Genomic DNA, 17412 nt, shown 5'->3' with positions numbered 1-17412 from the left:
ACAGGTGTGATAACATCTGCACCTGTGAACAACTTACGTTTGGGCTCAGATTTCACTGTTTTTTAGTATTTTATCTCACAACAGACCCTGGTTTCATTTCTTTGTCAGGGGTCAGCAGAGATACACGTTCTCCTGCATCAGCTGCCAATAGCATGCCTTGGGATTCCACGCCGCATAATTTCGCAGGCTGGAGATTGACAAGCACATTGACGACCTTACCAACAAGTTCTTCCGGCTGATAGTATTCTGCAAGACCTGCAACTATCTGTCTGGGTTTTGGTTCACCTACATCTACCGTCAGCTTGAGCAGTTTCTTGGATTTCTTTATCTTCTCAGCACTAAGGACTTTACCCACGCGTATATCCACTTTAGCGAAATCCTCGTAGGTTATCTGGTCTTTCAGAGGCACAACTACAGGCTCTTCTTCCTGTATGCCTGCTTCCTTTGCAAGAGCCTTGCGTACCCTCTCATTGGAGATAACGGTCATCTCATCGATCTTAGCATCTTCGATCTTATCAAAGAGAATGCTTGGATTAGAAAGTGCTGTACCTGCTACGACAGGTACCAGGGCCTCTTCATATCCTGTTGCATGGACATCTGAGTCCATACCTATCTGCTTCCAGGCGATCTCCATCTTTTCAGGCAGTGTGGGTTCGAAAAGCAGGATCAGTGCCTTTGCGATCTGCATGCAGTTCGCCAGCACCTCGGCACATGCCTCCCTGTTCTCTTTTATAAGTTTCCAGGGTTCATTGGACTGGAAATAGGAGTTCCCGAAAGAAGCCAGTGCCATTGCGGTATCAATGGCCTTCTTGAACTCGAACTCCTCCATTGCAACTGTGACCTCATCAATGGTGGTTTTTATCTTCTCCATGATCTCAGGTGATATCCTGCCTGCCGGGATCTCGCCAAAGTTCTTGAAATCGAACAGAAGACTGCGGTAAAGGAAGTTGCCCAGCACAGCCACAAGCTCAGTATTGATCCTTTCCTGGAATACCTTCCATGAGAAGTTGACTTCTTTGGTATGGGATGTGTAGCTTATCAGGTAATATCTGAGCAGGTCGGCATGGAAACCATGGCCCAGGTAATCCTCCTGTACCCATACCACATACCCCCGGCTCTTGGAGAATTTCTTGTCCTCGATCTTCACCATGCCTGAAGACACAACAGCCCACGGCTGGCTGTAATCAGCGCCTTTGAGCATGGCCGGCCAGAAAATACAATGGTGGTATATTATATCCCCGCCGATGAAATGGACAATGGGGCAATCGCCCTTCCAGAACTTCTCCCAGCTTTCATTATTAGCCTGGGCCCATTGCTCTGTGAAGGCGATGTAACCGATAGGTGCATCCACCCATACATACACAACAAGATCATCGTGACCCGGGAACTTCACACCCCATTCCAGTGTCCTTGTGATACACCAGTCGGTAAGCTCCTGTTTCACCCAGCCAAGAGCATAGTTCCTGGCATTGGAAGTACCTTCCAGGTGTTCCAGGTGTTCCAGAAGGAAGTCCTTGAATTCAGACAACTTGAAAAAAAAGTGTTCCTGTTCCTTATATTGTGCAGGACCACGGCAAATGGTACATGTGGGTTCTTTAAGCTCTCCAGGTTCCAGGTGTTTACCACAACCCTGGTCACATTCGTCCCCTCTTGCATTCTGGCCGCAGTGAGGACAGACGCCTGCTACATATCTGTCAGGAAGGAAACGGTCACATGCAGGACAATATGCTATCTCGATGACCTTTGGATAAACGTATCCCTTTTCTATAAGCCTGTTTACGATATCAAGCGTACGGTTATGATTTTCCGGATCATCGGTTGTCCCAAAAGCATCGAACGTGATACCCATGGACCCGAATACCTCATAGAAATGCTTATGGTATATTTCCACCAGCTCTTTTGGGGTCATCTTCAGTTCTTCTGCATTCACAACTATAGGCGTTCCATGCGTATCTGAACCGCAAATGAAAGTTACCTCTTTGCCACGTTTTTTCAGGGACCTCACATAGATGTCCGCAGGAATGTACGTTCGCAGATGCCCTATATGGGCTTTCCCGTTAGCGTAAGGAAGGCCACATGTAACAAGTACAGGTTTATCTTCAGGTAGTTTTGACATGTATGATCTCCGAAATGATATGACCAGTATATGGAATAGATTTACTTGATGAGGATAGAGTGCTATTATAAAATATATTACGCTTGCATTAGTCAAGATAAGTATTTCAATGTTCATGTATATTCTCTTGCCAGGAAGGATAATCCAGATGAATCCTGAAGATATGGCAAATAGTTCCGATACAACATATGGGGAAGAAACACCGGCCATGGAGAATGATCCTTATTCTGCAGGAAAAGTGGAAAGGGATGTTCCGGTAAGTGGAACTTCGGCCTATACCCGAAATACACCTCCACCTATGACACCCCGTAAAAGCAGATGGAAAATGTACCTGTTGCTGGCAGGATTTCTTGTTATCCTCATAGGCGCAAGCTTTGCAGCCATTATGGGTACGTTCGATGGTGATCTGTATCCCACAGGTGATAAGATAGCAGTGATCTACGTGGAAGGCTCAATCGTTTCCGGCAGCATATACAATGGATTGGGATATGCCACTCCTGACGGGATAAATGAGAATATCCGCAAGGCTGTGGAAGATGAAAGCGTAAAAGCTATCGTATTGAGGGTAGATAGTCCCGGGGGCTCTTCAACTGCAGGTGAGGAGATATATGAAGAAGTGAAAAGAGCTCATGACGAAGGTATGCCTATAGTTGTATCCATGGGTAACGTAGCTGCCAGTGCAGCATACCATATATCAGTGCCTGCTGACGTGATAGTGGCAAACCCTTCTACGATGACCGGTAGCATAGGTGTGATATGGACCTTTGAGAACATGTCTGCTTACTATGACCAGGAAGGAATAGAATTCCATGTGGCTAAATCCGGAGAGTTCAAGGATATGGGTGGCTCGTGGAGAGGCCTATCTGATGAGGAAAAGGAATACGCCGACAGCGTAATAATGGAAGTTTACGATACCTTCGTGACAAATGTCGCAGAAGGCCGTAATATGTCCGTAAGCGAAGTCAAGGATATTGCAGACGGCAGAATATACACTGGCAAAAAGGCAAAGGAACTGGGCCTGGTGGATGAACTTGGAAATTTCTATGATGCTATTGAGATCGCCACGGAACTGGCTGGCATAGAAGGAGAACCTACTGTAGTATATATGAACAAGCCTTCCCTTTCAAGCTTGTTATTCGGCTCCGAATCCGGAACTTCGAACTTATCTCTTGAAGCGATATTAGAACGGCATGAGAAGAGCCCGTACGGGTATTTGTCCTGAGGGAACTTGACAAATGTCCTTATATTTCTATATCGTTCATCCTTAGAACAGAATAAATAGATGGCTATTTTCGTTCAAGCTCCCTGCACTGCTCATGCCTGAAACAATCCACAACATGATCATTGACCATGCCTACTGCCTGCATGAACGCATAGACCATTGTCGGACCCACGAAACTGAACCCTCTTTTTTTCAGGTCCTTACTTACCTTTTCTGCAATTTCGGTCTTTGAAGGAATCTCTGCCAGCGATGTCCATGAGCTCTGCACTGGCCTATGGTTCACAAAGCCCCAGATGTAAGCATCAAAAGAACCGAATTCTTCCCTCACTTTTTTGAAAGCCCGGGCATTATTAATGGCAGACCGCACCTTAAGTTTGTTGCGGATTATACCTTCGTTCTTAAGGAGATCCTCCACTTTTGCATCATCATAGGCTGCAACCTTCTCATGATCAAAATTATCAAATGCCTCCCTGTAATAATTCCTTTTTTTGAGGATCGTTTCCCAGCTTAAGCCTGCCTGTGCACCTTCCAGCACAAGAAATTCAAAAAGTGATCGGTCATCGTGTATCGGCACACCCCATTCCTCATCATGGTATTTAAGAGCAAGATCACTGAAAGAAGCCCATTCACATCGTACTGGCATAAGAGGTGGATTTGTGCTATAGAATATTATATTTTACTGATGTTTTTTGGTTATTAGTTTATAAGCTTGCAGATGAAAAAGAATCCAGAGAGGATTTATTTGATGTTCTATAAGAGGCTGGAATGAAAACATCGTTCGATCTGCATACACTGGAATACGATTCCTGGTACGATGAGCACAGTAAAGTGTTCGATTCTGAGCTGGCGGCTATAAACAAAGTGTTGGGACATATCCATCCGGAACAAAGGTTCATCGAGATTGGAGTAGGGACTGGCAGATTTGCGCAGGCCCTGCATATCACATATGGTGTTGATCCTTCCAGAGGGATGCTGGAATTAGCCAGAAAGCGAAATATCGTTTGCGTGCAGGCGGTGGCTGAAAGCTTACCGTTCAAAGAAAAGAGCTTTGATGTGATCCTTATGGTCACTGTGGACTGTTTTTTGATGGACCTGCAGCAAGCATTCTCTGAGGTTTACAGGACACTTAAAACAGATAGCAGACTGATCCTGGGAATGGTGGACAGGAACACTGAACTTGGAAACTTGTACGAGAAAAAATATGAGAAAAAGCAACATGAAAAAGGATTTTACACATGTGCAAGACTCCATTCAGTTAAAGAAGTATCTGAATGCATCCATGAAGCTGGTTTCAGGGACATTACCATGGTTCAGACGCTTTTCCGGCCACTGGAAATGATAGAAGATGTCGAACCTTTCAGAAGCGGATGTGGAGAAGGAGGATTTGTAGTAATCAGTGCAAATAAAGGAGAACATAACACAGTGGATAAGTACTCAAAAAACAATATATGATCAAGGATTTGAACATAGCAGCAAATTACAAAAGGGGAGTATGAAATGCAAGAGATAGGCAAAGATTTCATGAAATTGACGAGGTTCCAGTACCTTGGAAAAGCACCACAGAACGCCGGATATCCTCAACCGCCTTTACAAAAGGAGCCAGATGATGCGATAGAGGTCATCGAACTACCGAAACCAGATACCATTCATATCAAAGACGTGCCTGTAAGGCGCGCCATAGAACATCGTACCAGCGTGCGCAGCTATTCTGATAAACCTCTTACCCAGAACGAGCTTTCTTACCTCTTGTGGTGTACACAGGGAGTGAAAGAGACCATAGAGGATGTCGTCACTTTCAGGACCGTGCCCTCGGCGGGAGCAAGACATGCGCTTGAGACATACCTGCTTATCAACAATGTAGATGGTCTTGAGCCCGGCCTGTACAGATTCCTTGCCATAGGCCATAAACTGCTGCAACTGGACATCGAGAACGACATGGCAAAAGAGATCACAGAAGCGTGCCTGGGACAGGATTTTGTAAAGAAGAGTGCAGTAACGTTCATCTGGACAGCTGTGGCATACAGGATGAAATGGAGGTATGGTGAAAGAGGATACCGTTACCTGCACCTTGACGCTGGTCATGTGTGCCAGAACTTATACCTTAGTGCAGAAGCCATTGATTGCGGTGTTTGTGCCATTGGAGCATTCCTGGATGACGACATGAACGAGCTGCTGGATATAGACGGCGAGCAGGAGTTTGTGATCTATATTGCCACAGTGGGTAAGAAATGAAGGATGAGGACAAAACCCTGATCCTTAAGGAATTAGAGATTATTCCTGGAGTCGGTGGAAAGACAGCAGAGGATCTCTGGGAATTGGGTGTTCGTTCCGTGGCAGATCTGAGGGGAAAAGACCCTGAAGAACTCTACCTGAGGCTATGTGATAATGCCGGGATGAAAATAGACAGGTGCATGCTCTATGTGTTCAGATGCGCAGTGTATTACGCATCGAACGAGGAGCATGAACCACAACTGCTTAAATGGTGGAGCTGGAAGGATAATAAATAATTCCTATATTCACCAAATTAAGGAAAACAAAATTATTTCAGATCCACCAGGTCCAGTCCCAGGTATTCCTTGATAACCATGTATGCCATTGCCGGTGGGAAAGCACCAGCATCTGTGATTATGAGGTCGATGTATTCAGGTGGAGTGATATCAAATGCCGGATTGCGCACTTTTACATTTGGCATCTCTTTGAGCATATCGGGGTCTATGACCTCGTCACTTGAGCGGTCCTCTATCTCCACCATCTGACCCAGAATGGTATTAGGACTGAATTTATAGGTCTCGGCTGCAACCAGGACGTTCTTGCGGGCTTCCCTGGCTGCCAGTGCAAGCTGGGAAGTACCTATCTTATTGACCAATGCACCATTAACAGCAATGGAATCAGCACCCACGATCACCAGGTTCACGTCTTTCATGACCAGCCTCACAGCTGAGTCCACGATGAGCGTAGTGGGGATACCGAAATCGTTCAGCTCCCTGATAGTGATAAAACCCTGCCTGCGGGGTCTGGATTCTGTGGCGATGACAGATATCTTCTTGCCCTGCTTAAAGGCGGTCTTGATGATGGCGATAGCTGCATGGGAATTGCAATGTGTCATAATGACATCACCATCACGGATACGCCTGGCACCTACCCGGCCGATCTTATCCAGGGCTTCATTGGCATTTTTGATGAACCTCTCGGAATTGGCAACAATTTCAGCAATGGCTTCGCTTACATCCCGTGAAGAATATCGTTTAGTGAGGGCCACAGCATTGGGCAGGGAAACGGCTGTTGGCCTGGTCTCCACAAGTCTCCTTGCAGCCTCGTTGATGCTGTTCTCAAACTCTTCAGCGGACAGTGAACTAAGTGTCCGTGCATGATCCCTAAGGGCTGCTGAAGCTGCAACTGCTATCCTGCCTGCCCCCCGTATCTCCATGGTACGGATCTTTTCTGCGGTATCCATCAGGTCGTACATGGTACAGAGGTTGTGGTTAATGAATTTATAACTATTGGAAATTAGGGCCTGGAGAGATCTCCATGGTACGATCTCAATGAGGGACAGATGCAATCGCAGAATGTTCAGGGCTCAAGAAGATAGATAAATTATCATTCTCTGTGAACTCAGTGGTTCAATATAATTTGTATGTTATCTACAAAACGAATGTTTGATAAACTTTGAAGACGTATATGATATTGTGGGAAAATAATACGGTCCATGAGCTTACTGCATTTTGATGTTACCTCTTCAGGGGAACATCGTAAGCTTGAATGGCACTGTTATGGACCCACCCGGGAATAATGGATTTAGACCCCAAGGACAAAGAGAGCGATGGGTCGTGGGTGAATGTTGCAGGTGCCGAACACTTATAGTGGGGTGTGTTGGCACTAAGTGGGGATCACATAACATGACCCATCCTCTACCCTTCAAGGACTGATCTAAAATCGAGTTATGTATTTCATTAACTATATATCTAGTTTATGATACACTCGGAGGAAAATGGCCCTTAAAGATAATTAGTGCCGATAATGAAAATCTTGATGGGAGCCTGATCATTGCTTTCTTTGGTCCATCTACCTTTCATTCAATATCGAGATCATAGATGTTTAAAAGAGAGAGAACCTCTGGGACTGAGAATTTCGTTCTTTTAAGAAAATTATGATTTGGATCGATATTGTAGTTCCTTGCATTCTTGAACGAGGCGAAGCTAAGGTTAGTATTTCTAAAGAGACTATTTTTAAGATCAGACCCTTCAAAATTCGCATTTTTAAGGTTAGTATTGACAAAATCACAATCTTGTATCTGGCAGTTAATGAGATCCGTATTTTCCAAATTCATGTCGGAAAAAACAGAATAAGAGATGAAAGAACCTTCAAACCCTATACTGAGCATGAATTTGTTGCATTTTGAAAAATCAAGCCCCATGATCTTACAATTCCTGAATCTGATATCCTTGAACTTTGTGTCATTCAGATCCATATTTGATAAGTTGCAATTCTCGAAAGTGCATTCAATGAACTTTGAGTTTTTGAAAGACGTACCTGTAAGATCAATGTCCTTAAATGTTTCCGCCTCATACTCCTTACCCTGGGATATCATAATCCAAAGGAAGGACTGCAAGTTAATATAATTTCTTTGTGATCATGTCCAGTCTTTCCAGAGTTCACCGTCTTCCAGCAATTGAGCTCTGAGGCTTTCAGAAACTCTCGAAAGGTCTATAAGGTCCACAGTGTATGGAAAGTTTATTTCCTCAATTTTTTCCATAGAATCGATCAGCTTTTTCCTGTCACCCGGGGACCGTGGAAGTATCCCTATGGCAACCTCCGTTGAATTATGAGAATATCCTCTCTTATCAAGGTCAATACGTATTATTCTGATATCCTCTCCTGCAAATGTTTCCAGCAAGATGACCTTGATCTGCTGGAGCTTTTCGTCATAAAGAGGGGATGGTGTGGACATGTGGATCGACTTAGTATTAACAAGACTCACAGATTGTTTAAATCATTGTTCCCGCCAGAAATAATACAATGCTGCAAAAACAGTAAGTACAAATTGATCGTAAACAACTGTTGTATAATAGAAAAGAGGTAGCATGCCGGGCAGAAGTCCAATGGGTGATGATTCTGTTCTCATGAGATGGATGCGAACAGAGATAAATAAGGTCAATGAGGGCATAGTTTCTGAAAGAAAAAGCCTCGCTCAGCTTTTGCTGGAAGAAAAGCCCACAGCAAGAACAAAAGGTGGTAAAGATCACTTTTTTGACACAGCAACACTTAAGACCTTAAGCGAAAAGCTGCCGAAGAACCTGCACGATAAACTGAAACTGCCCATCCTTTTCTTCTTTGATAATCAGGTGCCAGACAGTTGCTACCTCAACGATGCACATGCATTGCAGGCATTACAGACCCTGGGAGAGATCAGCCGCCTGCGCACCATGCAGCAGGGCAGATCGTGGGTTGGCAGGTCCATTGCATACTCGATCATGAAAAAATATCCGACCGTGGTGCAGATAGTGATGGGATAAACTACAATTCCCCTGGATCTTATAGCCTGCCCATACATCACCTTTTTCCCAGCTACCTTTATACCCTATCCCTTCCTCTTTTCTATCCAGAAAGGACCAATGACCCACGGAAGTTTCACCATGACCCTCATCTCATCCATCGATCCAACCACAGGAAAAATTATCAAACAATTTCAACCTCACTCCAAAGAGCAAATAAATGCAGCTCTTAAGAAAGCTGATACCGTTTTCCATGAATGGAAAGAACTTGATGTATCCGAACGCAGCACGCTTTTAAGTGGTTTCTCACAATTGCTGCGCAGCAGAAAACAGGAGCTTGGAGAACTCATCACACTGGAGATGGGGAAGGTCATAAAACAGTCTGTGGCAGAGGTTGTGAAGTGCGCAGATACGTTCGACTATTTTGCAGCGCATGCTGAAGAACTTATGCAGCCGGAAGAAGCAGAAACTGACGCTGCCCGCTCAATGGTATCCTACGAGCCCATGGGACCGGTACTGGCCATCAAACCCTGGAACTTCCCCTTCTGGCAGGTGCTCAGTGCAGCTTCCCATATACTGGCAGCAGGCAACGTGATGCTGCTCAAGCATTCCAGCTATGTGCCCATGTGCGCCCTGAAGATGGAAGAACTGTTCCTGGAAGCAGGATTCCCTGAAGGTGTTTTTCAGACATTGCTGACAGATGGTCCCACAGCTTCCTCACTCATCTCAAGGAATGAGATCAAAGCAGTTTCCTTCACAGGCGGGGATATTGCCGGAAAAAAGGTTGCAGAGCTTGCAGCCCGCAATATGAAGAAGTTCGTACTTGAACTTGGGGGCAGCGACCCATTCATAGTGCTTGCTGATGCCGATGTGGAGAAAGCAGCAACATTGGCTGTACCCAGCAGGTGCATCAACACGGGACAGACTTGTATAGCAGCCAAGAGGTTCATAGTGGCACAGGAAGTGGCGGAAGAGTTCACCTGTAAGTTCGTGGAACTCACAGAGAAACTCAAATTGGGAGATCCAATGGACAAGAACACGGATATTGGGCCGTTAGTGCGGGAAGAACAGATATCGATCCTTGAACAGCAAGTGGAAGATGCTATCGCAAAAGGAGCAAGACCGCTTGTTCCCGGAGGAAAGATGGAAAGAGAAGGGTTCTTCTACTCCCCTACAGTACTTGAGAACGTAAACCTTGATATGAAAGTTATGACAGAAGAGACCTTCGGGCCTGTAGCACCGATGATCACCTTCAGGAAAGAACAGGAGGCCATCCGTATTGCCAACAGTACCCAGTTCGGCCTGGGCGCAAGCATCTGGACAAAGGATAGAGAAAAAGGAGCTTTGCTTGCCAGGAAGCTTGAAACCGGGATGGTAGCTGTTAATGCTTTCTTCCGGCCGGAAGCGTGCATGCCTTTCGGAGGCATCAAAGGGAGCGGAATGGGCAGAGAAATGGCAAAACAAGGGTTCTATGAGTTCATGCACATAAAGTCAATAAAGATATACTGAAAAAAGAATGCTTTATAGGGGCATATCTTAAACATTGGATCTTCTTAATATCTACTAAACCATTATCTGTTTATTTTAGTGGACCCAACTTTAAAAACTAATGAACGCATGCAGCTGGGAGAGGGAAATAATGAAAGTGATAAGATCGGTAAATCCTGCCACAGGAGAACTTAACGGGGAATATGAGCTTCATTCACTGGAAAGAATAGAGGAAACCTTAAAAAGATCAAGGGAAGCCTTTAAGGAATGGAAACACACTGAGGTCTTTAATCGCACATATTACCTTGATAAAGCTGCAAGAGTGCTCAGAGAAAGGTCAGCGGAACTTGCACAGACCATCACTATTGAGATGGGCAAACCCATCAGAGAATCCCTGGATGAGATCGAAAAATGTGCAAAGGTCTTTGATTACTTTTCAGAGCAGGCCGAGATGTTACTAGCTCCGGAATTCGTGGAAACCGAGGCTGAAGCATCTGGTATAGTACTTGAGCCTCTGGGAACGATCCTTAGCATCATGCCCTGGAATGCACCGTTCTGGCAAGCATTACGTTTTGCTGCTCCTGCACTGGCAGGCGGCAACGTGATATTGCTCAAGCATGCAAGTTATGTACCAAAGTGTGCCCTGGCAATTGAAAGTATATTTAAAGAGGCAGAGTTTCCCGAAGGTGTCTATCAGACCCTGTTAATAGATGGACCCACTGCATTGTCCCTTATACCCAGAAATGAGATCAATGCCGTATCTTTCACAGGAGGGCAACAGGCGGGACAGAAGGTGGCTGCTGCCGCAGGTGGCAGTATCAAGAAATGCATACTGGAACTTGGTGGCAGCGATCCATTCATCGTACTGGATGATGCAGATATCGAAAAAGCTGCAAAGGACGGAGCAAAAAGCAGGTTCCAGAATGCAGGACAGAGATGTACAGCAGCCAAGAGGTTCATTGTGGATGCTACTATTGCTGAAGAATTCACCTCAAGGTTCCTGGAACATGTCCACGATCTGAAAATAGGTGATCCTCTTGACCCAAACAACGATATGGGACCCCTGGTCAACTCCGAACAGGCGGATTTTGTGCAGGATCAGGTGGACAGGACACTTAAAGCCGGAGCTGATGTCCTGCTGGATGGTGGAAAACAAGATGGAAAAGGCAGTTTCTTCTATCCGGTGGTACTTGGTAACATAACCGAAGGTGCGCCCGTACTTACCGAGGAGACTTTCGGACCGGTTGCACCAATAGTAACATTCAGGAACGAAGATGATGCTATAAAGATAGCCAATAGCACGGAATTCGGTCTGGGAGCAAGTATATGGAGCAAGGACCGTGAACGTGCTGTAATATTTTCAAGGGAAATAGAAGCCGGGCTCATAGCCATTAACAATGGCGTATCCTCAGACTCCCGCCTGCCACTTGGCGGTTTCAAGAAAAGCGGGTTTGGCAGGGAGTTGCACAGGATAGGCATGTATGAGTTCTTAGGAGCAAAATCGATGAAGGTGTTCTGAAAATGAAAGCTAGTGACCTCATGGTACAATGTCTGGAGAATGAGGGTGTGGAATACATTTTTGGGATACCTGGCGAGGAAACCCTGGACCTGACCGATTCCCTTTCCAGATCAAAAATAAAGTTCATAGTAACAAGGCATGAACAATCCGCAGCCTTCATGGCCGATGTCTATGGCAGGCTGACCCATCGGCCAGGAGTGTGTCTTGCAACCCTGGGCCCGGGTGCGACAAATCTCATTACAGGTGTGGCGGATGCGCATCTGGACAGAGCACCTTTAGTGGCTATTACCGGACAGGCAGGACTTGAAAAGACCCACAAAGAGGCTCATCAGTACCTTAACATAGTGGAAGCTTTCCGTCAATTTACTAAATGGAACTCCAGTGTGACCCGGGCAGATTTCATACCTGAGATCGTGAGCAAAGCTTTTGAGATCGCCAGGGACAGGCCAGGAGCAACACATATCGAGCTGCCTGAGGACATTGCTGCAGAACGAACGAACAAAGTACCTCTTGTAAAAAAACCATATTCTCACATACGGATGCCTGACGAGGATGAACTGCAGCGTTCAGCTGTGCTTATAGAAGCTGCTGAGATGCCTGTAATTCTGGCTGGTAATGGAGTCATCCGGGAAGATGCATCTGAAGAACTGAGGAAATTCGTGAGAAGCACAGGGATCCCGGTGGTTACAACTTTCATGGGTAAAGGTGCTTTCCCGGCCGATGACGAACACTACATGGGGTCCATGGGTATCAAGGACAGGGACCATATCATGTGTGGTTTTGCGAGGGCAGATCTTGTCATCTGCATCGGATTCGATCACGTGGAATATAGCCCCAGGTTCTGGAACCCGGATGGGTCCAAGAATATAATACATATCCACTCTGACCAGCACGAAGTGGATGAAAAATATGTTCCCGACCTGTCACTTGTAGGGAATATCCGCACCTCTCTGAAACACCTTGTACCATTCTGCAAGAGAAAGGAAATGCCTGAATACTTCTCAAAGGTACGGAAGAACATGGAGAAGGAACTCCTTGATCTCAAGGCTGACACATCCTTTCCCATGAAACCCCAGAAGATCATATACGATATCAGGCAGGCATTGAAAAGGGAAGATATTATCATCAGCGACGTGGGCGCTCACAAGCTCTGGATAGGACGCCTTTATCCGGCCTATGAACCCAATACGGTACAGATGTCCAACGGCCTGGCATCTATGGGATTCGCACTTCCCGGAGCTATTGCGGCAAAGCTACTGAGTCCTGACCGTAAGGTGGTGGCAGTAGCCGGAGACGGCGGGTTCCTTATGAATGTCCAGGAACTGGAGACCGCAGTACGTCTCGGATGTGACATGGTGATAGTGATATTCGATGACGCCAAGTTCGGACTTATTGAGTGGCACGAAAAGAAAAAGTTCGATGCCAGCTTCGGTATCGACTTTCTGAACCCAGACTTTGTAAAACTTGCAGAGAGCTTTGGAGCACACGGAATACGTATAGAAAAGGCAGAGGACTTCGGACCACAGCTTGAAAATGCGCTAAAAGCGGGTGGAGTATGGCTCATAGACGTTAGAGTGGATTATTCGGAAAATATGAAGCTCACGGAAAAGCTGAGCAATAATTTCTGCGAGATCTGAACTAACAAATTTAGGATAATGTTTGGACATTTTGTGCCATAATTTGATCAAAGGTTTCTGAGGCGTATTCAAGCTTGATCTGTGCTGTTAAACTCTAATAAACCTTTAGCTTAACTATTTTTTACATTTAGTTCATTGATAATTGTAAGTTTCTTTTTATTTTATTTGATTGGTTTCTCATTTCATGAGCCAGATACTGCTGATGAAAGAACAATAAATGGCCGTAGAATGTAGGCTCTAAAAACAAAAGAAGATATGAAGGAGAGCGTAATGAACAGAACAATGACCAACTACATAACAGACATACCATTAATGATCCTGACGATCCTTGAAGGACTTTCAGGCATATTTCTTCAGTTTGGTGCAAGACATGCCTCATACTTGGGATTGAGCATGTTGGAATGGAAGCAGGTCCATATAATGGCTGGAATGCCCATGGTGATATTATTCACCATTCATCTTGCATTACACTGGAGATGGGTAGTCTGTGTAACAAAGAAAACCTTTGGACTCAATAAGAAGAGTGAAGTGAACACATGCCCTACCAATTGATCCTTCCCGGTAAATGGGATCTAAGACACTTTATCATTGCTGCATACGGAAATGAAAGATCTTCATAACCCTTTTGAGAGGTTCTTCTTGTGGAAATAGCTGGCTACGTACAGAAATATACATGTATAGGCGGACAATGCCAATATGTCTATATATTGTGGGACAGAAGGGGTGCCTCCAATGCTAAAATGGAAAATATCGACCAGGTAAGTAAGAGGAGACAGCAAAGCCAGATATTTACCTGCATTTGACAGTTCTGTAAGCGGGATGAAAATACCACTAATGAATACCAGTGGAAAACGCACGAGGCTTGAGAGCATCATTATATTGGAAGGGGTTTTGGACGCAGGCGCTGCTATGAGCACTCCCAGTGCTGCAAAGCAAAATGTACCCAATAGCAAGGATACAAGGAGCAGGGAAATACTTTTGAATGCAGTATCGAGGAAAAGAGTTACTGCTATAAGGACCGAACTGGAAATGAAGAGTCCGAATATAGCTCCTGCAAGAACATCTCCCATGATGATCGTATTTATCGTCACTGGAAAGGACAGCAACCTTTCATAGGTTCCTGATTGTTTTTCCCATGGAGTTATAAGTGGACCTACTGAGGAAGATGTGAAGAATAGTACCATAGCCAGAAAAGCAGGGAAGAACTCATGAATATCAATTCCCCGCCCCATAAAAAAGGCGAGGAAGAGAAACATCGGGAACAATAATCCGAATATGAGGACCGGGGGCTTATTGTAGTAGATCATCATATTCTTTTCTGCAGTAACTAACACACCTCTGATGAACACAGAGATATTCATTTTTCTATCACTCCCGTGAGCCTGACAAAAACCTCTTCCAGGCTTGGACCATATGTGGTCATTGAATTAATTTTGATTCCCTTATTCTCTACCATAGTGACAATGTACCTGATAGTGCTATCTATATCGATAGTGTAGAACCTCCATTTATTTCCCTGCCGGTCCATCCTTGATATGAACTTCGAATTAAAAAGGTCCCTGGATATTTCTTTGTCAAAAGCAACTTCCAGAGATCTTGTATCTTCAAAAGTGTACCTGAGGTTTTCTGGTGTGTCCATGGCTACTATTTTTCCTTTGTTGATCATGCAAACCCTGTTACATAATTTATTAGCTTCCTCTATATCATGGGTAGTAAGAAAAATGGTACAGCCTCTTTCATTCATATCAGCTATAATTTGGATGATGAGTCTCCTGCTTTGCACATCCAAGCCGGAAGTTGGCTCATCCAAAAAAAGAATAGAAGGTTCATGGATGATTGCACAGGCAATACTGACCCTTTGCTTCATTCCTTTGGAGAAGGTCTTAACAAGGTCATTACTTCTTTCATACAAACCCAGTTCTGACAGAAGTTCATCGGACCTTTTCCGGATAGTATCCTTTGAGAGGCCATAGTATTTCCCTGTCAATGAAAGGTTTTGTTTTGGAGTAAGGTCAACATATACATTTCCCGTTTCAGGGAGCATTCCTACTTTCATCTTTGCTTTGATAGGGTCTTTTGCAATATCCATTCCCCCTATGAGAACAGTGCCTGAGTCTGGCTTAAGCAATCCGGTGAGAATTCTTACGGCAGTTGTCTTGCCGGCTCCGTTGGGACCAAGAAAACCAAATACCTCACCACGTCCTACACTTAAGGTCAGATCATCGATAGCCACCGCATCTCCATATCTTTTTGTGAGGTTGCTCGCTTCTATTACAGCCATGTGTTCACCCAGTTCAAGAAAGCATTAAAATCAAAGACAAATTAGACATTGTTTATTTCTAATGTTTTACATGGTATATAATCCGCTTAGAGTCCAATTAAAAATATGTAAAATACAACATACAAAAGAACATAGTGAACTTTTATTCCCTCGCTTCTCTTTTGACAACACCAACAGGGGCCAAGTATCTGGGAACTAGCGGCTTGGAATGGAAATGTGTACACGAATAAAAGAGATCTCCACAGCTACTTATGATAACACTGAGACCACCATACAAAATGGGAACATCAAACTTAATAAGGATTATTGAACATTGGAGAACGAAGGTTTCAGGCAACATTAACAAATGAACAATACAGGATGGAACATGAGCCTTAGAGACATATTAAAAAACACACTCAATGAACAGGAACTGAAGATGTTGCCCGGCAGGTTCGATGTAATTGGGGACATAGCTGTTATATCAGTGCCATCCAAACTTGGTGAACATAAACATGAGATAGCTCGTGCACTAATATCTGAACAGGGTGGGGTAAAAGCTGTTGTGAACAAGATCTCCAAGCTCTCCGGGGAACACAGGGTGGCATCCTTTGAGCTGCTTGCAGGCAGCAGTACCAGAACGATACACAGAGAATTTGGATTTGCCTATGAAGTTGACCTGCAGAAAGTGTTTTTCAATAGCAGATTGTCTTTTGAAAGGCACAGGATCACCAGTATGGTGCAGAACGGTGAAAAAGTGATCATACCTTTCTGTGGGGTGGGGCCTTTTGCTGTACCAGTGGCTGCGAAGGGTGCTCATGTTGTAGCATTGGAGAAGAACACAGCAGCTTGTTCCCTGCTCCAAAAGAATGCGTCAATGAACAGGGTCATGCAAAACCTTTCAGTGATATGCGCTGACGCCATGGACATTCCTTCGATACTGAAATGTCAATTCCACAGAGCCGTGATACCCACACCTTATGGGATGGACCAATTCCTCGACATCGTAGCAGAAGTTATCAGACCTGAAGGTATGATACATTTCTATACTTTCAAGAAACAAAATCAAATAGAAGGCCTGACAGGAGATTATGAGAAAAGGGGATTGAAAGTCCTGAACTGTCGCAGGTGCGGTAATGTGGCACCAGGTGTAAGCAGATGGGTTTTTGATATGATCAAAATGGTCTAGAACAGGGTTGAGAAAAGATGAACAGCAATGGAAACATATCGAGAATAACCATTCTATGTTCCACAAAGGACAGAGCGAGCCAGAACATCAAGGAACATATACTCAAAATGAGAGATTGGAAACCTGTGAACGTGGCATGCCCCGACTGGAAGGAGCTTGTATCTGCTTATTCATCCGAAGGTTTCTGGGTTGTAGAAATAGATGCACATCACATATATCAGGATGGCATAGACCTTAAACTTGAGGCATGTGGATTGAAAACGCGGCTCATTGTAGTTGCCTCAAAACATAAGAGCAAGGATGGTAACAGGGTGCTTACGGCCCATTATACCGGAAACAGCGGAAATGCAGAATTCGGAGGACACAGCAGGGAATTTTCTTATCCTGCGCCTTTTGCCTTGAGGTCCATCTTGCTCAACATGCAAAAAATGGCCATTAATACTGGTTATGAAGTTACCATGGAGTCCACACATCATGGACCAACGGATG

General features: G+C 44.7%; 18 protein-coding genes. 11 read left to right on the top strand and 7 right to left on the bottom strand.

Features of this window, described 5'->3' with window-relative positions; genetic code table 11:
- Window positions 1-70: 70 nt before the first annotated feature.
- On the bottom strand, window positions 71-2116 hold the full coding sequence (metG, locus tag A4E24_RS02450) for a methionine--tRNA ligase (protein WP_292351346.1): 2046 nt from the start codon (window positions 2114-2116) through the stop codon (window positions 71-73).
- A gap of 148 nt (window positions 2117-2264) precedes the next feature.
- Here metG and sppA point away from each other — a divergent pair, with 148 nt between their 5' ends.
- Window positions 2265-3338 carry a signal peptide peptidase SppA gene (sppA, locus tag A4E24_RS02445; protein ID WP_292351344.1) on the top strand — a complete coding sequence of 358 codons (1074 nt, stop codon included), beginning with the start codon at window positions 2265-2267 and terminating at the stop codon, window positions 3336-3338.
- A 64-nt stretch (window positions 3339-3402) separates the two neighbouring features.
- Here sppA and A4E24_RS02440 read toward each other — a convergent pair whose 3' ends face one another.
- Window positions 3403-3981, bottom strand: a complete 579-nt coding sequence (locus A4E24_RS02440) for a DNA-3-methyladenine glycosylase I (protein ID WP_292351343.1) — start codon at window positions 3979-3981, stop codon at window positions 3403-3405.
- Window positions 3982-4103: 122 nt separating this feature from the next.
- On the opposite strand from A4E24_RS02440, the gene A4E24_RS02435 reads away from it, so the two are divergent.
- From A4E24_RS02435 to A4E24_RS02425, 3 genes are read left to right on the top strand one after another with little or no spacing between them, the layout of a single operon-like run.
- On the top strand, window positions 4104-4790 hold the full coding sequence (locus A4E24_RS02435; protein WP_292351341.1) for a class I SAM-dependent methyltransferase: 687 nt from the start codon (window positions 4104-4106) through the stop codon (window positions 4788-4790).
- Window positions 4791-4835: 45 nt separating this feature from the next.
- On the top strand, window positions 4836-5570 hold the full coding sequence (locus A4E24_RS02430; RefSeq protein WP_292351339.1) for a SagB/ThcOx family dehydrogenase: 735 nt from the start codon (window positions 4836-4838) through the stop codon (window positions 5568-5570).
- On the top strand, window positions 5567-5845 hold the full coding sequence (locus A4E24_RS02425; RefSeq protein WP_292351337.1) for a helix-hairpin-helix domain-containing protein: 279 nt from the start codon (window positions 5567-5569) through the stop codon (window positions 5843-5845). The genes A4E24_RS02430 and A4E24_RS02425 overlap by 4 nt, the downstream gene beginning before the upstream one ends.
- Before the next feature lie 32 nt (window positions 5846-5877).
- On the opposite strand, the gene A4E24_RS02420 is transcribed toward A4E24_RS02425, so the two are convergent.
- The 3 genes from A4E24_RS02420 to A4E24_RS02410 form a co-directional block, all read right to left on the bottom strand.
- Window positions 5878-6804 carry a ribose 1,5-bisphosphate isomerase gene (locus tag A4E24_RS02420; RefSeq protein WP_292351335.1) on the bottom strand — a complete coding sequence of 309 codons (927 nt, stop codon included), beginning with the start codon at window positions 6802-6804 and terminating at the stop codon, window positions 5878-5880.
- A 603-nt stretch (window positions 6805-7407) separates the two neighbouring features.
- The gene (locus tag A4E24_RS02415) at window positions 7408-7926 is read right to left on the bottom strand and encodes a pentapeptide repeat-containing protein (RefSeq protein WP_292351334.1); all 519 of its coding nucleotides are present in this window, start codon (window positions 7924-7926) and stop codon (window positions 7408-7410) included.
- A 42-nt stretch (window positions 7927-7968) separates the two neighbouring features.
- Window positions 7969-8286: a nucleotidyltransferase domain-containing protein gene (locus tag A4E24_RS02410; RefSeq protein WP_292351333.1), complete on the bottom strand. Its 318-nt coding sequence runs from the start codon at window positions 8284-8286 to the stop codon at window positions 7969-7971.
- Window positions 8287-8419: 133 nt separating this feature from the next.
- Here A4E24_RS02410 and A4E24_RS02405 point away from each other — a divergent pair, with 133 nt between their 5' ends.
- From A4E24_RS02405 to A4E24_RS02385, 5 genes are all read left to right on the top strand, one after another.
- Window positions 8420-8851: a DUF61 family protein gene (locus A4E24_RS02405; RefSeq protein ID WP_292351331.1), complete on the top strand. Its 432-nt coding sequence runs from the start codon at window positions 8420-8422 to the stop codon at window positions 8849-8851.
- A gap of 120 nt (window positions 8852-8971) precedes the next feature.
- Window positions 8972-10339: an NAD-dependent succinate-semialdehyde dehydrogenase gene (locus A4E24_RS02400; protein ID WP_292351329.1), complete on the top strand. Its 1368-nt coding sequence runs from the start codon at window positions 8972-8974 to the stop codon at window positions 10337-10339.
- 130 nt (window positions 10340-10469) lie between these two features.
- Window positions 10470-11837 carry an NAD-dependent succinate-semialdehyde dehydrogenase gene (locus A4E24_RS02395; RefSeq protein ID WP_292351328.1) on the top strand — a complete coding sequence of 456 codons (1368 nt, stop codon included), beginning with the start codon at window positions 10470-10472 and terminating at the stop codon, window positions 11835-11837.
- A 2-nt stretch (window positions 11838-11839) separates the two neighbouring features.
- Window positions 11840-13474: an acetolactate synthase large subunit gene (locus A4E24_RS02390; RefSeq protein ID WP_292351326.1), complete on the top strand. Its 1635-nt coding sequence runs from the start codon at window positions 11840-11842 to the stop codon at window positions 13472-13474.
- A 270-nt stretch (window positions 13475-13744) separates the two neighbouring features.
- Window positions 13745-14026 carry a DUF4405 domain-containing protein gene (locus A4E24_RS02385; RefSeq protein ID WP_292351324.1) on the top strand — a complete coding sequence of 94 codons (282 nt, stop codon included), beginning with the start codon at window positions 13745-13747 and terminating at the stop codon, window positions 14024-14026.
- A 62-nt stretch (window positions 14027-14088) separates the two neighbouring features.
- Here the strand turns inward: A4E24_RS02385 and A4E24_RS02380 are convergent, their stop codons facing one another.
- A complete protein-coding gene (locus A4E24_RS02380; RefSeq protein WP_292351323.1) occupies window positions 14089-14835 on the bottom strand; it encodes an ABC transporter permease in 747 nt (248 codons plus the stop codon).
- A complete protein-coding gene (locus A4E24_RS02375) occupies window positions 14832-15755 on the bottom strand; it encodes an ABC transporter ATP-binding protein (protein WP_292351320.1) in 924 nt (307 codons plus the stop codon). Before A4E24_RS02375 ends, A4E24_RS02380 begins: the two co-directional genes overlap by 4 nt.
- A 367-nt stretch (window positions 15756-16122) precedes the next feature.
- On the opposite strand from A4E24_RS02375, the gene A4E24_RS02370 reads away from it, so the two are divergent.
- Both A4E24_RS02370 and A4E24_RS02365 read left to right on the top strand, forming a co-directional pair.
- Window positions 16123-16923: a class I SAM-dependent methyltransferase family protein gene (locus tag A4E24_RS02370; RefSeq protein WP_292351318.1), complete on the top strand. Its 801-nt coding sequence runs from the start codon at window positions 16123-16125 to the stop codon at window positions 16921-16923.
- A 17-nt stretch (window positions 16924-16940) separates the two neighbouring features.
- On the top strand, window positions 16941-17412 hold a 472-nt coding region (locus A4E24_RS02365), incomplete at its 3' end, for a D-aminoacyl-tRNA deacylase (RefSeq protein WP_292351316.1).

Source organism: Methanomethylovorans sp. PtaU1.Bin093, assembly GCF_002067275.1.
GTDB lineage: Archaea > Halobacteriota > Methanosarcinia > Methanosarcinales > Methanosarcinaceae > Methanomethylovorans.
This window is presented reverse-complemented; position numbering and strand designations above follow the sequence as displayed.

Bases quoted from the DNA above. Each gene is read 5' to 3' on its own strand.
- metG (WP_292351346.1), bottom strand. From the start codon at position 2,116: ATGTCAAAACTACCTGAAGATAAACCTGTACTTGTTACATGTGGCCTT.
- sppA (WP_292351344.1), top strand. From the start codon at position 2,265: ATGAATCCTGAAGATATGGCAAATAGTTCCGATACAACATATGGGGAA.
- A4E24_RS02440 (WP_292351343.1), bottom strand. From the start codon at position 3,981: ATGCCAGTACGATGTGAATGGGCTTCTTTCAGTGATCTTGCTCTTAAA.
- A4E24_RS02435 (WP_292351341.1), top strand. From the start codon at position 4,104: ATGAAAACATCGTTCGATCTGCATACACTGGAATACGATTCCTGGTAC.
- A4E24_RS02430 (WP_292351339.1), top strand. From the start codon at position 4,836: ATGCAAGAGATAGGCAAAGATTTCATGAAATTGACGAGGTTCCAGTAC.
- A4E24_RS02425 (WP_292351337.1), top strand. From the start codon at position 5,567: ATGAAGGATGAGGACAAAACCCTGATCCTTAAGGAATTAGAGATTATT.
- A4E24_RS02420 (WP_292351335.1), bottom strand. From the start codon at position 6,804: ATGTACGACCTGATGGATACCGCAGAAAAGATCCGTACCATGGAGATA.
- A4E24_RS02415 (WP_292351334.1), bottom strand. From the start codon at position 7,926: ATGATATCCCAGGGTAAGGAGTATGAGGCGGAAACATTTAAGGACATT.
- A4E24_RS02410 (WP_292351333.1), bottom strand. From the start codon at position 8,286: ATGTCCACACCATCCCCTCTTTATGACGAAAAGCTCCAGCAGATCAAG.
- A4E24_RS02405 (WP_292351331.1), top strand. From the start codon at position 8,420: ATGCCGGGCAGAAGTCCAATGGGTGATGATTCTGTTCTCATGAGATGG.
- A4E24_RS02400 (WP_292351329.1), top strand. From the start codon at position 8,972: ATGACCCTCATCTCATCCATCGATCCAACCACAGGAAAAATTATCAAA.
- A4E24_RS02395 (WP_292351328.1), top strand. From the start codon at position 10,470: ATGAAAGTGATAAGATCGGTAAATCCTGCCACAGGAGAACTTAACGGG.
- A4E24_RS02390 (WP_292351326.1), top strand. From the start codon at position 11,840: ATGAAAGCTAGTGACCTCATGGTACAATGTCTGGAGAATGAGGGTGTG.
- A4E24_RS02385 (WP_292351324.1), top strand. From the start codon at position 13,745: ATGAACAGAACAATGACCAACTACATAACAGACATACCATTAATGATC.
- A4E24_RS02380 (WP_292351323.1), bottom strand. From the start codon at position 14,835: ATGAATATCTCTGTGTTCATCAGAGGTGTGTTAGTTACTGCAGAAAAG.
- A4E24_RS02375 (WP_292351320.1), bottom strand. From the start codon at position 15,755: ATGGCTGTAATAGAAGCGAGCAACCTCACAAAAAGATATGGAGATGCG.
- A4E24_RS02370 (WP_292351318.1), top strand. From the start codon at position 16,123: ATGAGCCTTAGAGACATATTAAAAAACACACTCAATGAACAGGAACTG.